This is a genomic window from Xanthomonas campestris pv. campestris str. ATCC 33913 (genome assembly GCF_000007145.1).
Taxonomy (GTDB): domain Bacteria; phylum Pseudomonadota; class Gammaproteobacteria; order Xanthomonadales; family Xanthomonadaceae; genus Xanthomonas; species Xanthomonas campestris.
This window is the reverse complement of the sequence record NC_003902.1, coordinates 4,252,521-4,274,747: the sequence shown is the minus strand read 5'-3', so window position 1 is coordinate 4,274,747 and position 22,227 is coordinate 4,252,521. Positions and strand designations below refer to the sequence as shown.

17 protein-coding genes, 1 other RNA gene and 6 pseudogenes are annotated in these 22,227 nt (G+C 59.0%); 14 read left to right on the top strand and 10 right to left on the bottom strand.

Going from position 1 to position 22,227, the window contains the following annotated elements; all coding sequences use genetic code 11:
- Positions 1 to 239: 239 nt before the first annotated feature.
- Positions 240 to 1,313: a 3-deoxy-7-phosphoheptulonate synthase gene (locus XCC_RS18580; protein WP_011038671.1), complete on the bottom strand. Its 1,074-nt coding sequence runs from the start codon at positions 1,311 to 1,313 to the stop codon at positions 240 to 242.
- A gap of 408 nt (positions 1,314 to 1,721) precedes the next feature.
- A non-coding RNA gene (locus XCC_RS18575) (sX9 sRNA) lies at positions 1,722 to 1,796 on the bottom strand.
- A gap of 118 nt (positions 1,797 to 1,914) precedes the next feature.
- Between XCC_RS18575 and XCC_RS18570 the strand changes: the two genes are divergently transcribed.
- A complete protein-coding gene (locus tag XCC_RS18570) occupies positions 1,915 to 3,282 on the top strand; it encodes an IS5-like element IS1478 family transposase (protein ID WP_011035783.1) in 1,368 nt (455 codons plus the stop codon).
- A gap of 22 nt (positions 3,283 to 3,304) precedes the next feature.
- A pseudogene (locus XCC_RS18565) lies at positions 3,305 to 3,427 on the top strand (phage virion morphogenesis protein); the annotation flags it as partial.
- Between the two features lie 114 nt (positions 3,428 to 3,541).
- Here XCC_RS18565 and XCC_RS18560 read toward each other — a convergent pair.
- Entirely contained in the window at positions 3,542 to 4,522 is a 981-nt protein-coding gene (locus XCC_RS18560) for an IS5-like element IS1646 family transposase (protein ID WP_011035385.1), read from the bottom strand.
- 226 nt (positions 4,523 to 4,748) lie between these two features.
- Complete coding sequence (locus tag XCC_RS18555; protein ID WP_011038670.1) at positions 4,749 to 5,762, bottom strand: hypothetical protein; 1,014 nt, start codon at positions 5,760 to 5,762, stop codon at positions 4,749 to 4,751.
- Between the two features lie 333 nt (positions 5,763 to 6,095).
- Here XCC_RS18555 and XCC_RS18550 point away from each other — a divergent pair.
- The 3 genes and pseudogenes from XCC_RS18550 to XCC_RS18540 form a co-directional block, all read left to right on the top strand.
- A pseudogene (locus XCC_RS18550) lies at positions 6,096 to 6,976 on the top strand (IS3 family transposase); the annotation flags it as partial.
- Between the two features lie 64 nt (positions 6,977 to 7,040).
- Positions 7,041 to 8,173 (top strand): IS3-like element ISXca1 family transposase gene (locus tag XCC_RS18545; protein ID WP_087942920.1). Its coding sequence is split into 2 segments (ribosomal slippage): positions 7,041 to 7,296 and positions 7,296 to 8,173, totalling 1,134 coding nucleotides; the frame shifts between segments, so codons are not numbered across the junction.
- A gap of 29 nt (positions 8,174 to 8,202) precedes the next feature.
- Positions 8,203 to 8,469 (top strand): annotated as a pseudogene (locus XCC_RS18540) (IS3 family transposase); the annotation flags it as partial.
- Between the two features lie 25 nt (positions 8,470 to 8,494).
- Here XCC_RS18540 and XCC_RS18535 read toward each other — a convergent pair.
- The 3 genes and pseudogenes from XCC_RS18535 to XCC_RS18525 form a co-directional block, all read right to left on the bottom strand.
- Positions 8,495 to 9,463 (bottom strand): annotated as a pseudogene (locus XCC_RS18535) (IS4-like element IS1481A family transposase); the annotation flags it as partial.
- Between the two features lie 229 nt (positions 9,464 to 9,692).
- Complete coding sequence (locus XCC_RS18530; protein WP_011038665.1) at positions 9,693 to 10,973, bottom strand: restriction endonuclease; 1,281 nt, start codon at positions 10,971 to 10,973, stop codon at positions 9,693 to 9,695.
- An 85-nt stretch (positions 10,974 to 11,058) separates the two neighbouring features.
- Positions 11,059 to 12,161, bottom strand: a pseudogene (locus XCC_RS18525) (IS3-like element IS1404 family transposase).
- A 344-nt stretch (positions 12,162 to 12,505) separates the two neighbouring features.
- Between XCC_RS18525 and XCC_RS18520 the strand changes: the two are divergent.
- Complete coding sequence (locus XCC_RS18520; RefSeq protein ID WP_154727182.1) at positions 12,506 to 13,387, top strand: hypothetical protein; 882 nt, start codon at positions 12,506 to 12,508, stop codon at positions 13,385 to 13,387.
- Positions 13,388 to 13,551: 164 nt separating this feature from the next.
- Here XCC_RS18520 and XCC_RS18515 read toward each other — a convergent pair.
- Together XCC_RS18515 and XCC_RS18510 are read right to left on the bottom strand one after the other, a co-directional pair.
- Positions 13,552 to 13,905 (bottom strand): annotated as a pseudogene (locus tag XCC_RS18515) (phage baseplate assembly protein V); the annotation flags it as partial.
- 13 nt (positions 13,906 to 13,918) lie between these two features.
- Positions 13,919 to 15,027, bottom strand: a protein-coding gene (locus XCC_RS18510) for an IS3 family transposase (RefSeq protein WP_087942065.1) whose coding sequence is annotated in 2 segments (ribosomal slippage) — positions 13,919 to 14,766 and positions 14,766 to 15,027 — 1,110 coding nt in all. Because the reading frame shifts where the segments join, the coding sequence is not laid out codon by codon here.
- Between the two features lie 274 nt (positions 15,028 to 15,301).
- On the opposite strand from XCC_RS18510, the gene XCC_RS18505 reads away from it, so the two are divergent.
- The 6 genes from XCC_RS18505 to XCC_RS18480 all read left to right on the top strand — a co-directional run bounded on the left by XCC_RS18505 (position 15,302) and on the right by XCC_RS18480 (position 19,815).
- Complete coding sequence (locus tag XCC_RS18505) at positions 15,302 to 16,516, top strand: IS4-like element IS1481A family transposase (protein ID WP_011035386.1); 1,215 nt, start codon at positions 15,302 to 15,304, stop codon at positions 16,514 to 16,516.
- Positions 16,517 to 16,730: 214 nt separating this feature from the next.
- Entirely contained in the window at positions 16,731 to 17,003 is a 273-nt protein-coding gene (locus tag XCC_RS18500) for an XAC0095 family protein (RefSeq protein WP_012437267.1), read from the top strand.
- A complete protein-coding gene (locus XCC_RS18495) occupies positions 17,000 to 17,398 on the top strand; it encodes a SymE family type I addiction module toxin (protein ID WP_012437268.1) in 399 nt (132 codons plus the stop codon). The genes XCC_RS18500 and XCC_RS18495 overlap by 4 nt, the downstream gene beginning before the upstream one ends.
- 357 nt (positions 17,399 to 17,755) lie before the next feature.
- Positions 17,756 to 18,163, top strand: a complete 408-nt coding sequence (locus tag XCC_RS18490; protein ID WP_228415064.1) for a hypothetical protein — start codon at positions 17,756 to 17,758, stop codon at positions 18,161 to 18,163.
- A 34-nt stretch (positions 18,164 to 18,197) separates the two neighbouring features.
- A complete protein-coding gene (locus XCC_RS18485) occupies positions 18,198 to 19,352 on the top strand; it encodes an XVIPCD domain-containing protein (protein WP_012437269.1) in 1,155 nt (384 codons plus the stop codon).
- Between the two features lie 226 nt (positions 19,353 to 19,578).
- Positions 19,579 to 19,815 (top strand): hypothetical protein, encoded by a 237-nt coding sequence (locus XCC_RS18480; RefSeq protein ID WP_129588839.1) that lies wholly within the window; start codon positions 19,579 to 19,581, stop codon positions 19,813 to 19,815.
- 189 nt (positions 19,816 to 20,004) lie between these two features.
- Here the strand turns inward: XCC_RS18480 and XCC_RS22575 are convergent, their stop codons facing one another.
- Entirely contained in the window at positions 20,005 to 20,133 is a 129-nt protein-coding gene (locus XCC_RS22575) for a hypothetical protein (RefSeq protein WP_256267585.1), read from the bottom strand.
- Positions 20,134 to 20,611: 478 nt separating this feature from the next.
- Between XCC_RS22575 and XCC_RS18470 the strand changes: the two genes are divergently transcribed.
- Both XCC_RS18470 and XCC_RS18465 read left to right on the top strand, forming a co-directional pair.
- Positions 20,612 to 21,385 (top strand): DJ-1/PfpI family protein, encoded by a 774-nt coding sequence (locus XCC_RS18470; protein ID WP_019237244.1) that lies wholly within the window; start codon positions 20,612 to 20,614, stop codon positions 21,383 to 21,385.
- A 262-nt stretch (positions 21,386 to 21,647) separates the two neighbouring features.
- Positions 21,648 to 22,202: a hypothetical protein gene (locus XCC_RS18465; protein WP_011038656.1), complete on the top strand. Its 555-nt coding sequence runs from the start codon at positions 21,648 to 21,650 to the stop codon at positions 22,200 to 22,202.
- Positions 22,203 to 22,227 lie beyond the last annotated feature (25 nt).

Here is a 22,227-nt window from a genome sequence, read left to right as displayed (position 1 = left end):
TTGATGTGCTGCACTCAAATGTTCTGGGCTTTGAATCTGTTGCACATGCGCGCTTGTTGCGGCGTCAGGTCAGTTGCAGGCACACGGCTTGGGATGGCTGTCTTCCGCCGCACCCTCACCCCAACCCCTCTCCCGGCGGGAGAGGGGCTTTATCCCTTCTCCCACCGGGAGAAGGTGGCGCGGAGCGCCGGATGAGGGTGCGGGCGAAGCCTCGTATTCTCACGCCACCGCCTCAACGATCACGCAGCCTCGGCAACCCGCCGCGCACGACGTGCACGCACCGCAATCGCCAAGCGCTCCAGCACCTGCAGCGAGGCGTCCCAATCCAGGCAGCCGTCGGTGATGCTTTGGCCGTAGGTCAGCGTGCCGCCCGGCACCAGTTCCTGCCGGCCGCCGACCAGGTGGCTTTCCACCATCACGCCAACGATGCGCGTCTCGCCGCCCTCCAGCTGCGTGGCGATGTCGTCGATGACCTTGGGCTGGTTGTCCGGGTTCTTGCCGCTGTTGGCGTGGCTGGCGTCGATCATCAGCCGCGCCGGCAAGCCGGCCTTGTTGAGCACCTGGCTGGATGCTTCCACATTGGCCGCGTCGAAGTTAGGCTGCTTGCCGCCACGCAAAATCACATGACAATCCGGGTTGCCCGCGGTGGCCGCCACCGCCGTGTGGCCATCCTTGGTCACCGCCAGGAAATGATGCGGATGCGAGGCCGCACCCACCGCGTCCACGGCAATCTTGACGTCGCCACCGGTGCCGTTCTTGAACCCCACTGGGCACGACAGGCCGGAGGCCATTTCGCGATGCACCTGGCTTTCGGTGGTCCGCGCACCGATCGCGCCCCAGGCCACCAAGTCAGCGATGTACTGCGGCGAGATGATGTCGAGAAATTCCACGCCGGCCGGCAGGCCGAGGTTGTTGATATCGCGCAGCAAGCCACGCGCCACGCGCAGGCCCTTGTTGATCTGGAAACTGCCATCCAGGTCCGGGTCGTTGATCAGGCCCTTCCAGCCAATGGTGGTGCGCGGCTTTTCGAAGTACACGCGCATCACGATTTCCAGCGCGTCGCCAAACTGCTCACGCAAGGGGCGCAGACGCTGCGCGTACTCCATGGCAGCCACAGGGTCGTGGATCGAACAGGGGCCGATCACCACCGCCAGGCGGTCATCGCGCCCGTGCAGAATCTCGTGCAGGGCGGCACGTGCGTTGGTGACGGTTTCGGAAGCGCGCTCATCGCAGGGCAGCAGCGACAGCAGCTGCGAGGGCGGGGTCAACGGTTCGATCTTGCGGATACGCAGGTCATCGGTCAGCGGCGGCATAACGTTGTCTCGGGTCGGCGGTGCATCAGGGAAGCCAGGCGAGGCGGCAACAAAAAAGCCGCCAGTGTGCGCTGGCGGCTTTTCGGGAATGCTGCTGAAGTTTCCTTCAGGGTGAGCGCACTCCTTCCTCCGCCAGCGGCATCGGAAAACCGTAGTACCAAAAATAAAATTGGCTGCGGGGTGCGTTCATGGGATGCATTGATAACACGCACGTTTCGGGCGTGCCACTGTTTCATCGGCAACGGAAAAGTGCAGCTGCGCGTTCGCGCTACCTTCTCGCCTACCCCGAGTCACACTGACGTTGCGCGCAGCACTCCACGTCGCATCATTCGCCCAGGAGGGCCACTTACCATTGCGTGTGGCCTGCGCAAGCTGGATGCAGATCGGACGCAATGTGCGACTTAGCGCGGCTAACAAAACGTAGCGAGCAGCCGTCAGGTGGGCGCGGACGGCGCGGAGGAACCAGAGTGTACGGGGGTACATAGTCGCCCCTGAAAAACCCCCAATCACCCAACGCCCGCAAGGCCTTGATGTCTGCAGTGGCGTGCCAGAACTACCAGTTTTCGCTACGCTGAAGGCTGGTTTCTGGCAATTTCCACTCATGCATACACGCCGTCCTGCTGCCGAGCACATGCCTGCCGAGGAGTTGTTTCGTTCGCGCCTGGAGAACCAGATCGATCTGCGGCATCCGCTGGCGCAGCTGAGCCAACGGATGCCGTGGACGGCGTTGGAGCAAGCACTTTCATCGCGCTTGCCGGCCACCCAGGCTGGTGGCGGTCGGCCGGCATTGCCGGTGCGGCTGATCGCCGGTTTGCTCTACCTCAAACACGCCTACGACCTGTCCGATGAGGCGGTGTGCGAGCGTTGGCTGGAAAATCCGTATTGGCAGTTTTTCACTGGCGAGGTCGTGTTCCAGACGCGCTTGCCGTGCGATGCCAGCTCGCTGACGCGCTGGCGTCAGCGGCTTGACGAAGCGGGGATGGAAGAGTTGCTGGCACACACCATCAACGCTGCACATGCCATGCAGGCGGTGGACGCACGCGAGTTGTCGCGGGTGATCGTGGACACCACGGTGCAGGAAAAGGCGATTGCCTATCCGACCGATAGTCGGTTGCTGGAGGTGGCACGCAAGAAACTGGTGCTGCTGGCCAAGCGTTACGGCATCGGGTTGCGGCAGAGCTACGCACGGCAAGGTCCGGCCCTGAGCCGCAAGGCGGGCCGCTATGCGCATGCACGCCAGTTCAAGCGCATGCAGCGCGTGCTGCGACGTCAACGCACGGTCTTGGGGCGGGTGTTGCGCGATATCGCGCGCAAGCTGGACCAGGTGGAACCCGGCGTGCGCGAGCGCATCGCGGTCTGGCTGGAACGTGCGCAACGGCTGTACACGCAGCGTCCGAAGGACAAACAAAAACTGTACGCATTGCATGCCCCGGAAGTGGAATGCATCGGTAAGGGCAAGGCGCGTCAAGCGTACGAATTCGGCGTCAAGGTCGGCATTGCGGTCACCGCCTGCAAGGGATTGGTCGTGGGTGCGCGTAGCTTCCCGGGCAACCCGTACGACGGCGACACCTTGGCCGAGCAGCTGGAGCAGACACGCGGGTTGCTGCAGGATCTGAGCGTAGAACCGACGGTGGCGATCGTGGACCTGGGCTATCGCGGGCGCGAGGTCGATGGCGTGCAGGTGCTCCATCGTGGCAAGGCCAAGACGCTGACGCGACGGCAATGGCGCTGGATCAAACGACGGCAGGCGGTGGAACCGGTGATCGGACATCTGAAAGACGACTGCAGGTTGCGTCGCTGCAGGCTGAAAGGTGCACAAGGCGATGCGCTGCACGTACTCGGCTGCGCCGCCGGCTACAACCTGCGCTGGCTGCTGCGCTGGATCGCGTTTTTGCGTGCCTGGATGCGGGCGATGGGATGGCCATCCTTTAGCGCCGTGCCGCTGTCGCCGATGACACTTGGTGCTTGAAGGGGGTTTTTCAGGGGCGACCAAATACTTCAAAATCAGCGCCAGCCCCAACGCGGTGAGCGTGGGATTCGTGGGGCGCGTGTCGCGCATTGCCCGTGTGCATCAAGAGGGACTGAACGAGCAGGTACGCCCCAACGGACCTAGGGATGGTCTGATCAACGGCGTCGGAGGATGAGCCCAACTACATCGGCCAGGCTGACGGCGCTCAGATCCTCGATTTTTTTGCCGTTTCCGGCGCGTTTGCAGGGTGTTGCCTGCGTTACAGGCGCACGCTCCCCATAGCAGGCAATAACTGCTTTCGCTTCATCCACAGGTTTGACAGCGCAAACAGCGTCAGCACCTGCGCGGTGTTCTTCGCCAGGCCGCGATAGCGGACCTTGGTGTAACCGAACTGGCGCTTGATCACCCGGAACGGATGCTCCACCTTCGCACGCACGCTGGCCTTGAAGTGTTCCCAGCGCTGTTCCCGAGCACGCTCCCGCTTGTTGCCGATGGCTTGAAGCACCGAACGCTTGGCAGCAATGAAAAATGCAGCCTCGCAGTCCTGCAGTTCTTCGCGCTTATCCGCACCGGTGTAGCCGCTGTCGCCAAACACGCTGTCTTCTTTGCCATGCAGCAATGCGTGCGTCACCGTGACATCGGCGACGTTGGCGGCCGTGCAATGGACGTGGTGCACCAACCCGGAAAATTCATCCACGCCGATGTGCGCCTTCATCCCGAAATACCACTGATTGCCCTTCTTGGTCTGATGCATCTCGGGGTCGCGCGCATGGTCGGCGTTCTTGGTCGAACTGGGCGCCGCGATCAGCGTCGCATCGACGATCGTGCCCGACCGCAGGCTCTGGCCCTTGCGCGCCAGATGCGCGTTGACAGCTTCCAGCATCCGCGCGGCAAGGCCATGGGTCTCCAGCAGGCGGCGAAAGTTGAGAATCGTGGTCTCGTCCGGAACGTTGTCCAAGCCACCGAGCTGGGCAAACCGCCGCAAGGTCGGGATCTCGTGCAGTGCTTCTTCCATCGCCGGATCGCTCAACGCATACCACTGCTGCAGCAAATGAATCCGCAACATCGTCGCCAGTGCGTACGGCTGCCGACCTGGCCGGCCCGACACGGGATAGTGCGGCGCGACCAGCCCGAGCAATTGCTGCCACGGGACGACCTGCTCCATCTCGGCCAGGAAGATCTCCCGGCGCGTCTGCTTGCGCTTGCCCAGGCCCTCAGCGTCACCGAACGTCAGTTGCATGGATCACCCCTCAACATCAGGCGGGTAGTGTCGCGTATCTGTGGTGCGTTGTTCAGAGGTTCCCTAGTGCACGATACGAGAGGCGCATACTACTGGGCGTCTCATTGTTAGATCGTCACGTTACACAAAACGCGATTCCAAGCCACTTCTCAGGTAAATAATTCTCCCAAGATCGCGAGGTCATCTTGCGGAGCAAATGCTCCGCAAGATGGTTTAATACTAATTATCAATAGAACACAGTAACTGAAGTATCAGTTGTTTTTACGCCATAATTACATTGCGGAGTGAGCCCCGCAGCAGCCGGCCCATTACTATCCCATGGCGGGGACGAAACGCGAATCATATTTCGATCATAGACAGCGATGTTGCTAAACGTAAGAAATCCACCGTCCGGAAACTCGTCACAACTGGTAACATCGTATACTTCCAGAGCTCCGCCGAAGATCAAACTTGGGTTTCCGTAGGGGGCAGTTGTTAGTCGTACGCTGCGTCCCGACGTGACATTTTTCGTATCAATATTCCAACGATTACAGGCCATGCCAGCCGCGCAAGTGGAGTACGTATCACCAACTATTTGATCGCCAGATTTTGCTGGGATATAATCACTAGTCCACACGGTCCCATCTTTGCAACAATTCCAGCTACTGAGATCCCAAGTATTGGATTCTCCTCGATACCCCAATACTGGCTGTAGAATTGTATCGCCTTGCATCCCCGGGAAAAAATAGATTGTCTGCTTGGATCGAACTCGTGGATTCGGCGGAACTTTCCAACTAGCGATGATTCTGCCAATCGGTTGAGATGTGATATAACTTCCGTCAGCTAGATATTCATGGGCAATTGTGGGGGGGTGGACTGCCTTGGTTTCTGCTAGTGAATTGCCATCACTTGTTCGAGCCAGCTTGCCTTCCAACGTTCGTCCGTCAGACTTAACGCGAACACCATCACGCGTGAAGTTGTCCTGATTACAGATCTTCCGCTGCTCTAACGAGCCGGTGACACGCTGAATTCCTCCATCCTGCGTGATATGGTCTCCATCGTGAATCTGCTGAACACAGGCAGGCGAAAAATAACCGAACGGAGTTATCACGTAGTCGGCTGGGACACCCGCTGGTCTAGCCCCAAGATTTCGCTCAGCAGCGGTAGCAAAGCCGGCCCCTGCAATTGAAGCAATCAAAACAAGCCCTGCAGCCAATCTTCCCACGCTAAATTTTACGCAAGACGTTTCTGAAATTTTCATATAACCTTCTTTTCAATAAATGATTATTTTATATGCAATAGCCGCTAGAACGGCAGTCGCGGCCGCATTAGGCGCCAACAATTACTAATAGGCCGTGCGCCAAGTCACTAAAATCAAAAATCAGCCAAAACTCACCTTCGAAATAATTAATACAACCTATCATCCTGCACTACCTAAGGTGGACGTATTAAATTTACATTTGATAAGCCGAACAGGCCTTTATTTGACTCAATAATCTGAATTTCATAGGGGCCACCCGGCAGAAAGCACTGATACGCCCAGGGTTTCCTAGACATCTCAAGGCCATGGAAAATGGTCGATTCGGAGGTGTCTATGAGCAGCAAGCGGTATACGGATGAGTTCAAGATCGAGGCGGTCCGGCAAGTGACTGATCGTGGGTTCAAGGTGGCAGAAGTCGCCGAGCGGCTGGGTGTCACCACGCACAGCCTGTACGCCTGGCTGCGCACGTTCGGCAAGTCTGGCGTGGTGCATCGCGCCGAGGTGGACCAGAGCGCCGAGGTTCGGCGGCTGAAGGCAGAGTTGCGTCGAGTGACCGAGGAGCGCGACATCCTAAAAAAGGCCGCCGCGTACTTTGCCAAGGGGTAAAGGCAAAGTACGCCTTCATGCAAGCCCACTGCGGGGAATTCAGGGTGTGTGCAATGTGCCGGGTATTGCGGGTCAACCGGTCGGGTTATTACGCCTGGTTGTGCTCGCCCAACAGTGAGCGCGCCAAGGAAGATGATCGCTTGCTTGGACTAATCAAGCACCACTGGCTGGCCAGCGGCAGTGTCTATGGGCATCGCAAGATCACCACGGATCTGCGCGATCTGGGTGAGCGTTGTAGTCGTCATCGGGTGCATCGGCTGATGCGCACCGAGGGACTGCGTGCCCAGGTGGGCTATGGTCGCAAACCGCGCTTCCATGGAGGAATGCAGTGCAAGGCGGCGGCCAACCTGCTTGACCGACAGTTCGACGTGACGGAGCCGGACACGGCCTGGGCGAGCGATTTCACCTTCATCCGCACGCATGAAGGCTGGATGTATTTGGCTGTTGTGATCGATCTGTTTTCCAGGCAGGTCGTCGGCTGGGCGATGCGCGATCGGGCCGACACCGAGTTGGTCGTGCAGGCGGTGTTGTCTGCGGTGTGGCGGCGCAAACCCAACGCTGGTTGCTTGGTTCATTCGGACCAAGGGTCTGTCTACACCAGCGATGACTTGACCTGCCCCCGCTGAGCCGTACCACGTGAAGCTGTAAAGTCCGTCAACCACGAGGACGGACATGAAGAAGAGTCGTTTCACCACCGAGCAGATCATCGGATTCATCAAGCAGGCGGATGCCGGGATGGCGGTGGCTGAGCTGTGCCGCCAGCACGGTTTCAGCCCGGCCAGCTTCTACCAGTGGCGGGCCAAGTACGGCGGCATGGAGGCCGAAGACGCGAAGCGCCTGAAGGAGCTGGAGCAGGAGAACAACCGCCTGAAGCGGTTGCTGGCCGAGGCGCACCTGGACATCGAGGCGCTGAAGGTCGGGTTCGGGGTAAAACGCTAGCCCCGCAACGCAAGCGCGAGGCAATCCGGCGCATGTGCGAGCTGACGTCGATCAGCGAGCGCCGGGCTTGTCGCCTTGCGGGGATCTCCCGCGATGCTTTCCGCCACGCGCCGACACCCACGCCGGCGACGCAAACCCTGTCGGCCAGACTGGTGGAACTGGCGCAGGCGCGTCGCCGCTTCGGCTATCGCCGCCTGCACGACCTGCTGCGCCCGGAGTTTCCGCAGGTGAACCATAAGAAGATCTACCGTCTGTACCGCGAGGCGAAGCTGAGCGTGCGCCGGCGCAAGAAGGCCAAGTTCCCGGCGGCACAGCGGCAGCCGTTACGGCCAGCGCGGCATCCCAACGAGGTAATCAGCATGGACTTCGTCTTTGATCAGTTGGCCAGTGGCCGCCGCATCAAATGCCTGACCGTCGCCGACGACTTCACCCATGAATGCGTGGACATCGCGGTGGACCATGGCATCAGCGGGGCTTACGTGGTGCGTGTGCTGGAGCAGATCGCCTGCTTCCGCGGCTATCCCCGCGCGGTGCGCACGGACAACGGCCCGGAGTTCACCAGCCGCGCCTTCATCACTTGGGCACAGCAGCGTGGCATCGAACACATCCTGATCGAACCCGGCAAACCCATGCAGAACGGCTACATCGAGAGCTTCAACGGCAAGTTCCGCGACGAATGTCTCAACGAACACTGGTTCACGTCGCTGATCCAGGCTCGCGAGGTCATCGCCGATTGGCGGCGTGACTTCAACGAGGTACGTCCGCACAGCAGCTGTGGTCGCATCCCGCCAGCGCAGTTTGCCTCCAACCACCGAGCACAAACCGGCAACAACGCAGTACCCTTCAACCCCGGGCTTTATCAGTAATCACTGGTATGGCCGGTGGGGGCAGGTCAGACTGGCGCAGTTTCCTGGCGTCCCATGGCTTGGTGTGCAGCATGAGTCGGCGTGGCAACTGCCACGACAACGCACCCGTGGAGAGCTTCTTCGGCCTGCTCAAACGCGAGCGGATCAGGCGGCGGACCTATCCCACCAAGGACGCCGCTCGCGCCGAGGTATTCGACTACATCGAGATGTTCTACAACCCCAACCGCCGCCACGGTTCAACTGGCGACCTGTCACCTGTAGAGTTTGAACGGCGCTACGCGCAACGAGGGTCTTGAGTGTCTACGGAACCCTGGGCGTATCAAGTCGCTCGCCGCGTCGGGTCAAACTGTCTTCCAGCGCCTGGCCGTAGCGATGTGATTTCAGATCGCGAAATGCAAGCTCGATCTGCATCCGTCGTGCGTACACATTAACCAACTGCTTTGCGCTGGGCGCCTGCAGCTGCGGGGATGCAACGATGAGCCAAGGCTCGCGCTCGCGCGCTGCGGCCTTCAGACTCGATGACGCACGCGAGACTTTGGCGGGTGAGCGGCGATTGCACTGTTTGCGCCCTTGCCGTGCCTTGGCGTAAATCACCAACCTGCAATCGAGTGGATCGCTGCGATTGGCCTGCATCGGCGGTAACTCGCATGCACGATTGGACGCCAACACATGCAGTTTCCGGCTGTCGATCCACTGATCTGCTTCATCCCGCACGTCCTGCGGCTTGACTTGCGTGCGCCCGCGCAGTCGCCCAACCCAACACCAGCCCATGGCCGATACAGCGCGGAACCACGGTGTCCGGAAGCCGGCGTCAGTGACCAGGATCGGGCGAACATCGTCCGGAACCAGTGCCCTCAGTTGTTGCAAGAAGCGTCTTTCTGCACCAGGCGATCCCTGCTGCTTTCCTGGCACTACCATGTCCAGCAAGGTAAGCGTGCGGCCGCCCACCGGCACCGCTGCGCGCAGCAGACACCACGATTTGTCTGGCTTCAGATCGCTCCAGTCGATGACGATTACCGGCTGCGCGCCGCGCAGCAGCCAGTGCGCCATCTCGTGGTCGATCACTGATCGCTCGACCTGCAAATTGCGATTACTCAACAGGCGATCAACTGCCTTGAGCGGCGCGCGCACCCGCAGTGCGCTCGGCCACGAACGTGCGATGTCCATCAGTGTCAGCCTGCGTCCGTGCAACAACGCCTCGACCGCATGCAGCAACGCGCGTTCGCGCAACGCATGCATCCCGGACAGTGAGTTGGGCAGGCACTTCTGCAATACTTCGCTGGCGCGCATGGTCGTCAACCTTCTCTGGCTTAGTCACCTTGAAGATTGCGCCATGCGCGCACTTTCTTCCAGGCAATTACGTCGCAAGTGATTGATTTGCCAGGAGGAAATGTGGGGAAACCTCAGAGGTGGGTACCGCTCTCTGAGGAGTTTCGACGCTCCTTGAGGCAAAGATTGCGATGCGATAGATACGATGTCAACTGCCGGAGGCGAGGCTTGGACTAAGCTAGCCGTCGCGCTATTCCCACAGAACTTCTTCTGGCCGTCTGCTGCTGACCTGCGCCTCATAATCAGCGTCAATGTGTTCAAGAAACTGTTCTGTACTTGCGAAGCCGCCTTCCAGCCGCAACTTGGTCACCTCGGCAGCCAAGCCGGCTCCATTGAGCAACAAAACGGGGTACTGATCGTCGTGTACTTCTCGCTGCACGGCTTCGGAAAAGAACGAGGTAGTCACGTACGCACCTAGCCACCCCCGACGCAGACGGGCCACAGTCCGGGCGATGTGGACGCCACCGGTGGGAGCATCGATCTTCTCGCACTTGGCTTGGCCCAGGACAACAAGCTTGGTTCCCCATAGCCCTTCACCAATATCGATGCGGCCGACGAAATCCAAGCCGCCATCACCTGTGCCTCGCGTTAGCCAACCACGGTGGTACTCGGCACCTGTACCGCGAACCATAGACTCGCACGCCAAGCTTGCCAATGCTTCGAAGCGATGCCGCTTCGGTTCGTAGAACCTGTAGATGGCTTCCAGGGTCTTGCCGCCTTCTGAGCTAACTGGAGCAACCTGATCCCGCTTGGGCAAGATGTGATATCGCGCAACCCGTCGCTTGATACGCTCAATCTCCGGGCTACCGAACTTCACCCAGCGCTGCCACGCCTTCGGTGCCATTGCATTAGCAACGCCACACGCACGCGATGGATCACGACGATCATGGATCCAAAGCATCGCTAGGCTTTCGTCTTCTTCCGTCAAAGACAAGACGGCCAGATCGAAGAGGTAGTTCGTGAAGAACCCGCCGTTCTTCTCAGAGAATTGCGTAACCCGCCGCGCTCCGACGATAAGCGCAAGTCCCGAAAACTCCTTAAAGCCTTTCTTCGTTGAACGAAACAGTAGCACCGGCGCTGCTCGCTCACGCTTTCCTTGATCCGGAGAAGTATGGAACTCGAATTGGCGAAGCAGGGTTCGATTGCCAATAGCAGTCCCCGGATCTACATCGGGAGTTCTGTTGTCGCCGAAGTAGCGCGCAAAGCCTTCGTCAGGTGCGAGCGTGTCGTGCCATGGATTTTCCATCGATCCACGCTTGTGCTCGTTACTCGCTAGAAGAACCACGGCGACCCGGTCCCCATCAATGGCACGGGTTACGCTCGGCGCATTGATCCGCCTCTCAAGCTGCAATGAAGGCGAGCCAGGAGCTGCAACGACGTAGTGAAAATTCGAGATTCCATCGATCTCGAGCACTTCTGGCAGAGCGGGCCTGGCGTAGCGATACAACTCACCCATCCGGAATCGTTTCATCAAGATATTTTCCTGGCTAGGTGACCAGGTTAGCTAAAGCCTTGTTGTTCGGCCGACGCCCCCCCGCCCTGAGTAGCGGCCTGGTTTAGAGTCCGGGGTTGATGATATCGGTGTTTGCCAGATGTTGGGCATACGCAGCCGGCGTCATGCCGCCGATTGCTTTCTTGGGTCGGTCCTCGTTGTATTCGCGTCGCCAGCGTTCGATTTCGGTGCGCGCGTGCAGTAACGTCGGGAACCAGTGCTCGTTGAGGCATTCGTCGCGCAGTCGGCCGTTGAAGGATTCAACATAGGCGTTCTGGTTCGGTTTGCCTGGCTGGATGAGCCGTAGTTGCACATTACGGGCATGCGCCCAAGCGACCATCGCCTTACCGCAAAACTCCTTGCCGTTGTCAGTGCGGATCACCTTCGGCAAACCGCGACTGTGCGCCAGTCGGTCCAGCACGCGCGTCACCCCGTGCCCGGAGATCGCGCGCTCCACTTCGATGGCGACCGCTTCGTGGGTTGCATCGTCCACGATCACCAGACACTTGATCACCCGGCCTTCCGCGGTGCGGTCGAACACAAAGTCCATCGACCACACCTGGTTGGCCTGCGATGGCCGCAGCAGCGGTTGACGCTCGCCTATTGGGACCTTCTTGCGCTTGCGGCGGCGCACTTGCAGCTGCTGCTCGCGATACAACCGTTCCACACGCTTGTAGTTCACGATGCGCCCTTCTTGCCGCAATTTGAGATAGATCATTCCCACGCCATAGCGGCGATGGCGATGTGCCAACGCACAGATGCGTTCGCGCAGTTCGCCATTGCGATCTTCGCGCGGGCAATACCGCAGTGCACTGGCGCTCATGCCGATCACTGCCAACGCACGACGCTCGCTGGCACCACGCCCGATCCATTCGCGCACCAGCGTCCGACGCGCCGGTGCGCTTACCACTTTTTTCGCAGTGCATCCTTGATCAGGTCGTTCTCGAACAACTGCTCGGCCAGCAACTTCTTCAGCCGCGCGTTCTCGGACTCGAGGTCCTTGAGCCGCTTGGCATCGGGCACGCTCATCCCACCGAACTTGCTGCGCCACAGGTAGTACGAGGCCTCGCTGAAGCCATGCCGCCGGCACAGATCCTTGATGGCGACGCCGCTTTCGGCTTCGCGCAGAAAGCCGATGACCTGCTCGTCAGTAAAACGTTTCTTCACGTCCAATCTCCTCGGGGTAGGGAATTGGACTCCAAACTGAGGCGCTACTCAAAATTGGGGGGACGTCGGATATCCTTTGACTAGTTGAGATGGGGAATTTTTTTTCAGAATTTTGGTGCATTTGGCTGCTTTGAATATGTCACCATCGATTTACTTATTGTTGATCTGCAAATACAAATTCGACCTGTGGATAAATTATTTACGTAAACGGCTAACGGTTGATTGGACACTACAGCCATTGATTGGGAATGCTTCGCTACGGCGTTCTTCGATTCGGGATCCAGGACTTGTTATCGTTTTTTTTTCGCTAAATTCAAATTCTCAATCTAGCAAGAGATTCTGCTATGCCCGTCAATCGATCTGGCTCCTCAAGTTCAGTAGTTCGCGAATGGTCACCTCTGTGCGATATCCATGATGACCGCCTGCAAGAAATCACAGGAAATTTTTCACCTGATCCGGTTGCCGTTTCCCGTAAGACCTTTGAGGCGATGGGGCTGGCAAGCAGGGTTGTGAAGAAAACAGGTTATAAGACGTTCCCTGATGGCCCTGGAAATCAAGAGGCAGCAATATGCATGAGCGGCGGTCGTAGCTGGACTCGTATGAAATTAGCCCGTGACATGATTAATGGAGGGCATTGCTCTGACGAATTTGAGGAGCTGAAAACAGTTAAAGAGTTTGGCGGAGGCAGCTGTGGGGAACATCGACGATTGAGTGCAGCTGAACTACGTAGCATGCCTCGAAAAATGCCAGTAATTCAGGTTAGGGATAGTGGGCAGGATCACAATTACGTGATAATCGGAGACTGGCGCGATAGAACGGTAGGTGACCATGCAGTCGTGGTTGATCCGTGGCCAATGCTGAAGAAGGTTCATACTTATGGAGAGAGACTAGAAAGCTCCACTCCAATCCCCTTGATGTCTTATCCTCCAGGCCCAGCAGAGCCAAACCCCTCGCTTAGTGAAGCGCTTGCGGCAGAACCTGCAGAGAATTCAAAGATGGATCGCTTCACCAAAATGAGGACGAAATCTCCGGCGGGTCCACAGGCTGCTTCAGCACTGGTTCGTGGATTAAGAGAAAATAATAGTTGCTGGGACTTAGCCTCTAGCACGAACAATCTTCATCAAGTCTATGTGAGTCCAGATGGCGATTGGTCTGCTTTTAACGATGCTCCAACGGACTACGTGAATGATTATTTAAACGCAAAGAATTTCTTAAAAAGCATCTAAAAGTGGTTAAAAAATTTACAGAGCATTCGTCAGGTGGGTGTGGACGGCACGGAGGGACGGAAGTCTAAGATTGGTACATGCCGTTCCGAGTACCGGTCGTGCTCGCCTGACGACTGCACAGTAGTTTTGTTAGCCACTCTAAGGTTAATCTTGAGTACATTGGCCTATTGCTCCGGGCCGCCGCTGAGCGCGCGACCGGCGGTCACGCCGGTGGTCTTGTGGTGCTTGAGGCTGATCCCGCCGCCGAGCACGTCGGTGGTTGCCGTCGCGGTACCGGTGATGGTGGCATCACCATTGAGCATCGTTTCGCCGTTGACCGTCAGCGGGCCGTTGAGCGTGATGCCGCCATCGGCGGTAATGGTCGCGGTGCCGCCGCTGGGCAATGTCGCCTGCAGCGCGTGCGCCTCGGTGTCGTAGTGGATCTGCGCGCCATCGGTAAAGCGCAGCACGTGTAGCGTGTCGGATGCGGCAGGCGCTGCGAATTGGTCGGAGTACAAGCCGCGTAGCACCAGGCTGTCGACTCCCCGCAATTCAATGCCAGATAAAGCTAGAGGTCTGCGGTTGATGTTGCTCACGGAACTCGGCGGGCGTTAGCCCGCCCAGGCTGTCGTGCGGTATTTGTTGGTTGTAGTCGGCCAGCCACTGTTCGGTCTGTTCGCGGACCTCGCTCAGCGTGCGGAATATGTGCATATCCAATACGCCACGCCGGTAGCTGCCGTTGAAGCGTTCGATAAAACCGTTCTGCATCGGACGCCCCGGCTCGATGAAATCCAACGCGATACCCTTGCGCTCAGCCCACTCGGCCAAGGCCAATGCAACAAATTCCGGGCCATTGTCCAAACGCAGCTTGTTCGGATAGCCGCGCCAAGCTGCGATACGTTCCAACGTGCGGATGACGCGGGCAGCCGGAAGATTCAGGTCCACATCGATGGCCAAGGCTTCCCGACTGAAATCGTCGATGACATTGAACGTGCGGAACCGTCGACCATCCCATAGCGCATCAGACATGAAATCGATCGACCATCCAGCGTTGGGTCGATCACCGCATGCCAGCGGCTGTGGATGACGCGTCGGTACCCGGCGCTTGCTGCGGCGACGTTGATTGAGTTTCATCAAGCAGTACACGCGCCAGACCCTCTTGTGATTCCACAGATGTCCGCGACGACGGATGATCTGAAAAAGCTTTCCAAATCCGCGCTCGGGAAAACGCTCGGCCAACTCGGACAACAGCGCAATAACCTCCTCATCCCGATCGGGACGGCGCCGATAACGTGCTGTCGAGCGAGCCACGCCAACCACCGCACAAGCCCGGCGCTCGCTCCAGCCATGCTGCTCGATGAGCCAGGCAAGAAGCGGGCGCTTATGCGCCGGGTCTACAGCTTTTTTGCGATGACATCCTTCAATGCATGGTTTTCCATCGCGAGATCGGCGTACATACGTTTGAGCTTGTTGTGCTCAGTCTCCAGGTCGCGGAGGCGTTGCACGTCAGCGGCCTCCATGCCGCCGTACTTGGACTTCCAGACGTAGTACGTCGCATCGGAAATGCCCAGCTCGCGACAGACATCCTTGACCTGGCGACCGCCCTCGACCTGCTTCAGCGTGGCGACGATCTGGCTCTCGGTGAACTTGCTCTTGCGCATTGGTGGTCTCCTTGGTGGCTAGTGTGCCCGGAGACCTCTAGTTATGGATGGATCAATTTTACGGGGAGTCGACACCAAGACCCGCCGCTTTGCGGGCATCGGGCCCGCGCACCGGCCACGCAAGCCGAGCGCCATCGACTAATAAGTGAACCTGACCCTGAGGTTTCCCCACATTTCCTCCTGGCAAATCAATCACTTGCGACGTAATTGCCTGGAAGAAAGTGCGCGCATGGCGCAATCTTCAAGGTGACTAAGCCAGAGAAGGTTGACGACCATGCGCGCCAGCGAAGTATTGCAGAAGTGCCTGCCCAACTCACTGTCCGGGATGCATGCGTTGCGCGAACGCGCGTTGCTGCATGCGGTCGAGGCGTTGTTGCACGGACGCAGGCTGACACTGATGGACATCGCACGTTCGTGGCCGAGCGCACTGCGGGTGCGCGCGCCGCTCAAGGCAGTTGATCGCCTGTTGAGTAATCGCAATTTGCAGGTCGAGCGATCAGTGATCGACCACGAGATGGCGCACTGGCTGCTGCGCGGCGCGCAGCCGGTAATCGTCATCGACTGGAGCGATCTGAAGCCAGACAAATCGTGGTGTCTGCTGCGCGCAGCGGTGCCGGTGGGCGGCCGCACGCTTACCTTGCTGGACATGGTAGTGCCAGGAAAGCAGCAGGGATCGCCTGGTGCAGAAAGACGCTTCTTGCAACAACTGAGGGCACTGGTTCCGGACGATGTTCGCCCGATCCTGGTCACTGACGCCGGCTTCCGGACACCGTGGTTCCGCGCTGTATCGGCCATGGGCTGGTGTTGGGTTGGGCGACTGCGCGGGCGCACGCAAGTCAAGCCGCAGGACGTGCGGGATGAAGCAGATCAGTGGATCGACAGCCGGAAACTGCATGTGTTGGCGTCCAATCGTGCATGCGAGTTACCGCCGATGCAGGCCAATCGCAGCGATCCACTCGATTGCAGGTTGGTGATTTACGCCAAGGCACGGCAAGGGCGCAAACAGTGCAATCGCCGCTCACCCGCCAAAGTCTCGCGTGCGTCATCGAGTCTGAAGGCCGCAGCGCGCGAGCGCGAGCCTTGGCTCATCGTTGCATCCCCGCAGCTGCAGGCGCCCAGCGCAAAGCAGTTGGTCAATGTGTACGCACGACGGATGCAGATCGAGCTTGCATTTCGCGATCTGAAATCACATCGCTACGGCCAGGCGCTGGAAGACAGTTTGACCCGACGCGGCGAGCGACTGCAGATCCTGCTGCTGATCAATACGTTGGCTGCATTCGCCAGCTGGTTGGCGGGGCTGGGATGCGAAGCGACCGGTATCGCCCAGTGGCTGTCTCCTCGCAACAGCACACGCAAGCTTTACTCCACGCTACGCATCGGCCGAGAAGCGCTGGTCAGGCAGTGGCCGATGGAACCCGTCTCACGGTGGATAGGGCGCTTGCGCGCACTGCCTGCGGCAGTGCGCGAGCAGATGACGCTTACGGTGTAAAACGTGGGGATACCTTAGTACCCACCTCCGTCAAACCGGTGGGTTTTTTGTGCCTGCATCCCGCAGGTACAACCGATGCGATGCCTGCGTCGGGAGGGCGGCTAATACAACACCCGCAAGGGGAATACGCCCGCCGGCTCTCTGCGGTTTCGAACCTCCCGACATCCCGTCGCCGTTGGCGGCGGTTCTTGGGTTGTTCCAGGAGGGCGTTGCCATGCCTACCGCACCATCCATGCCGGCAGCGGTGCCGGGTTATCTGTTGCCAGCCTCCGCTCACGGCCTGCTGTGGGATGTAGGCGAGGTGCTGCGCCGGCTGGCTGCACGCGCAGCTATTGAGCAGGCCAGCGACGATCCCGCGCAGCAGCTGCTCAGTCAACCCGGCGTGTTGTCGCAGGCCTTGCGCAGCCTGTCCGCCCGCATCGACGTGGCCTTGCAGCAGTGCGTTGCTGCACCTATCACCAACACTCGCCACCCGGGGGCGCCATGACGCGCCGCCGCCCACCCAACGCGTCCGCCACCGCACGGCCCACCCGTCAACGTGCGCGCCCCGCGCCACCCAAGCGGGTGCAGTGGGTCATCGTCGAACCCGATCGCACCCAACTGCCACCGATGCTGCCGCCCGAGCCGGACACAACGCCGCAAGGCCCCGGCCGTTTGCATGCACCCCGCCGCGCCCGCCGCCCGCGCCAATGCACCGTCAGCTACACCCTCTACCCCGGCGCCCACGACCACGCCGGCGACCAGCACGTGCCCCACGTCCGCCTCAGCGGCCTATGGCTGCAGCAACTGGGCTTTGCCATCGGCACCAAGCTACGCATCACCGCCAGCGTGGGGCGGTTGTTGATGGAGGTGTTGCCGCCGGTGGGAGTGCCTGCAAAATGACTTAGGACGCGTCGCTAGCACCGCCGGCCGCATTCAGGTGCATGCCTGTGCGCCGCTGGTCGATCTTGCAACCGCAAACCACGTGAGGCGGATTGCTGCCGCGGCCTGATCCGAGGTTATTGACGTGGTAAATTTCAGCGACACTCTTAGCGCAGGATCAGAGAGATGGCCCTTCACCTTGGGAAATCCCATGGCCGGCAAGTTAACCAAGGACGTAATGCCCTCCCTTGGGCAGCGTTGTTACCAGTTGCGCTGCTGACACTATGCACTTTTCATGCGGGATGTGCCCTCAGCACTCCACGCGATCAGCCAGCCGTAGCGGCTGCAAAGTCCTCCATTGAAACCAGGAGCAAAGACGTGACGGAACGCCTCAAGCAAGATGTGGATCGTTTGATCGCAACTGACTTCCACGATATCGCAGCACTTAACGCTCAGCTTCAAACGCAACTGGGCCCAGGTGAATCGCAAGATGTGATGGTGATACGGGCCGGTGTAAGTGGTGTGCTGGCTGGTGCAGCCTTGAAGCGCATTGAGCTTCGCAGTAATCAGCATGCCCCTTCGCATGCGACTCTTGTGCTTGACTTTTCGCCGCCTGGGCCGAAGTTCGAGGGTATGCCCTCGCCAGATGCTTCCCTCTACCCACCGCGCCCAGACGCGGCCGGCTCGAGCGCTTACTGGTCGATGCAGAGAGAAACGGCAACTGTCATCTTTGGATTGAACCAAGATCAGTCTGGTCTAAGCTACATCACAATCAGCAAGAAATAAGTTGCTGAGTTGGGTTCCCGCAACGGAGTGCATGATGGAAAATATCGACGAGTCGAAGTATCCGCAGCCGCAGCAATCGGTGTCAGGAGCCGCTGCAGTGAAGCCGTCCTCTCCGCTATCGGATCCTTCGGTCACGCCTTTCTTGCAGAGGTCTCCAACACTTCAGGCAGGCCTCGCGCAGCTGAATCGGGACAACATTGGGGTGGTATGGGGGACTGCCGGTGCCGGCACCTATCTCGTTCCTCGCACGCAAGTAGTTATTGACGAAAATGCAGTTGGAAACGGTGCGCGCATCGCTCGGTCGCTATCGCATGAAATTGGACATCATCGATTTTCTGAGCAATCCGATCAGTCCTCCAAGAATGGGTACGTCACGAGCATGCTCCGTGGCGAAGCTGCAGCAACGCTTAGCAACGCACTAATTCGGCGTGAGATTATAAATAATAACGGACCGGATATCGGTATCTCTGGAAGCGGCACAAGGCCACAGCAGTACCAGGCAATTGCAGATCAGCAAATGGCAGGTCGCATCACGCGCGATGCTGCATTGAACCAGATTGCCCAGGTCTTCAAGACGGAAAAACCTTCGGTTGGTCCAAGTAAAACATATGAACAATATTACGGAGATTACTACGATAAATATATTGCACCGCTGCAACGCAAACAGGGTCGACCGGAACCTGGAGGCGTTGGCGACATCAGTACTTCTGATGTGAAGCAGGGTGGACTTGGTCCTGAATCACCCTCGGTGTCACCGAAGACCACGTTGTTGCCCTCACAGCCAGGCCACGCGGACCACGCGCTGTACCAGCAGATCAGAGGTGGCGTGATGCAGCTCGACGCCCAACACGGCAAAGAGTGGGACGGGGCCAGCCAGCGCATGACCGCCAGCTTGCTTGCGTTGGCCAAAGAGGAAGGGCTGTCGCGGGTGGACCATGTTGCACTCAACAACCCCACGCCTCAGCTAGCTGGCGGCGAGAAGGTCTTCGTTGTACAAGGCGCGCTCAATGACCCGGCACACCAGCGGGCACATATGCCAACGATAGAAGCCGTGCAGACACCTGAGATCCAGTCGTTCGATCGCCTGCAGGCACTCAACCAGACTCAGGCCCAGGCGCGCGAGCAGCAGCAGGCATTAGAACAGTCGCAGCAAGCCGTCTCACAGGCCGGTCCGTCGATGACGCGCTGATATTTTTCAAGAAATAGGCAGAGCCAGTCGCCGTACTAAGCCTGGCGTGGTGAACACATCGACGGAGTAGAAAGTGAGTATGCGGATGATCACGGGGTTTATTTTAGCCCTACCGTTGCTGCTTGGCATCGGCGCCGCGTCGGCTACTAAGGTGCGCCAGTCTGTTGCGTATCCACAAGAGCTTCAGGGCATATGGGACCTAGGCCCTCACGCTTGCAAGCTACCCATGAATCCTGACTCCGATACGCCGATACATATCGAGAAGACCTGGTTGCGTGGCCACGAGCACCAGCAGACGCCCATATCGATCAGGCGTGTTTCTTCTGATCCACATGCTTGGCTGGTTTCCGCTAAGTCGGATATCGCGCCAGATATCAGAACTGATGACCTTTACATTCTGAAAGGCGGCTATCTGGTGATCTCTGATGGCAAATCGGTTAGCCAGTATCGTCGCTGTCAGTGAGTTGAATGACAGCACGCTCAAGATGACAGACATGAACACGGGTGACGCGATCGCCAACCGATCGCGCAATCTTTGGCCAACTGCAGTAACTAAATGGGATGCAGCGAAGGAACAAACCCAGCAGTAGTGACCAGATGCTTGTGCTTGAAATTCATCCGTCTTGCTCGCCAGTCAGTGCACTCACGCACCTCAGAACCATAGATCACGCACGCAACGGCCATCGGGCGGCAGGTCGTCAAAGCTGTCCAGACCATCGAAGTGGTCGATGGCCAAGTGCGCGACGGCGTCTGGATCGGCGAGCCTGATGTTGACTGCCATGCGCCGGCTTCCGTCGGCTTCGAGGCGCAGCCCACGCCAGCAGATCACGCAGGCGCAGGCAGGGCAGAAGTGAATCTCTAGCGCGGGGTCTTGCTTCCCGGCGCGGACATAGGTTTGCGTTGGCCCGTGTAGCGTTATGCGCCCGTGTTCAACGTCGTACGCCCAGAGCGCGCCGTAGCGCCGGCACAGCGTGCAGTTGCAAGCCGTGACCGCGCCTGGATCACCGGAGAGATGCCAGCCCGCGCTGCCGCAATCGCAGCTACCGCTGAGTGTGTCTGGTGCCACCTCGAATCCCCGTGTCCGTGCGCAATCGCCGCAATCTAGCAGGTTGGAATCCAGGCGTGCGGGCCCGTCACATCGCACTTTGTCCGGGTGAATACAGTGGTTTGCGCCGTGAGACCCGCTGGGCTACGCCGCTAATACGAGCTCATCCGGCAGGCGCGCCGGCCCACACCCACTGAATCATCAAGGAGCAGCCATGTCTATTGAAGCGGATCAGACCCATGCAAGTCGTGCGCGTCGCACGCTACTACGCAATGCCCTGCTGACGGGCGCGGCGATGATGGCGCCGGGCACGGCTGCGATCGCGAAAGACCTGCGCCCGGCCAGCGCGGCCAGTGGTGATTTATCCAAAGGCACCGCTCAGTTGACGTTAGGAATGGTGGTGTTCTACGGCTTCCAGCTACTGGATGTGTTCGGTCCGCTGGATATGTTCGGCAATCTTGATGGCAAGGTCAGGATCGTCATCCTGGGCGAGCGCGCTGGCATGGTCGCTAGCAGCGCCGGTCCTGCGGTTGCCGTTGACCATGCGTTGGACGCGGCGCCGCACATTGACATCCTGATGGTTCCGGGCGGCATGGGCACACGGCGCGAGGTGGGCAACACCGCATTCATCGCCAGCATCACGCGCCTGGCGCGTTCGGCGCCACACGTCGCCAGCATCTGCACCGGGGCGGCGCTTCTGGCGCGCACCGGTCTGCTGGATGGGCGGCGTGCCACGACCAACAAGCGCGCCTTCAACTGGGTAATGACGCAGGGGCCAAAAGTAGAGTGGGTGAAGCAAGCGCGCTGGGTGGAGGACGGCCATGTGTTCACCTCCTCCGGCGTCTCCGCAGGTACGGACATGGCGCTGGCCCTGATCGCAAAACTGTTCGGCCCCGATGCCGCCAAGCAGGCCGCCGATATCGCCGAGTACCGCTGGAATGCGGATTCCACCAACGATCCGTTTACTGCCGCGATCGACACTGAGTGAGCAAAGCAGTGTTGCTGGTTCGGTGCCCATCACGCGCCGGCCAGCGTTTCTGTGTCTGCAGGCACTGCAGTTACGTACCGTCTGGGCGCCTATGGCCGGCGATAGAAGCGCTGCGGTTCTTTGCGCATAGATTTTCGTCCGGCCCTACGCAATGCACAGGCAGTCGTCCGTAAATGAAAGGCGCCATTGACCACCGTCTTGGGCGCAGTTAGCGTCTCACTCAGCCTGGTACAAACGAGTAATCCATCCTTGCGCGCCATCTATGAATTTTTCGCTCCCTTTGCGAGCCACGGCAATAATCCTTAAGAAAAAAGAGCAAGGAGTCTCCGTGCAAGTAACTAAGCTTGGTTGCCTGACACTCGTGTCCCTCGCAGCAACAGGATGTTTGTCAGCTTCCGCTGGCAGTGAAACGGGTGCCATGTCCGGTGGCTCGCTCTGTGACGAGTCTCGTCGCTGGGGACGTATCGACGCAACGCACGCGCTGCAAGTGGTTCCACAGGTCTTCGAAGACGAGAATGGGCGCCTTTATCATTTTGACCTCAAAGGGCGAGGTGGCTTGTACTACCTGGATGCTCGCTGTGGCGTTGGGACCTATGCTGAGTGCGCTTTCACTGCAACGCGTTCAACAGGGGAGCGTTTCCAGTTTTCGGATATTTCGACATTTGGTCTTTGGGAAACTCAGTATGCGTATTATCTGCTCTACCGCGTCGTGACACCGAAGAGCGCGTCTGAAAGACGACAGCGAAGAGTCGTCCAGCTGGGCGATCCACCGGTGGAGATATGCAATCAAATTGGCGACTATTCGAATCTCATGTAATTGCTTGAGCAGATCTCAATGACTT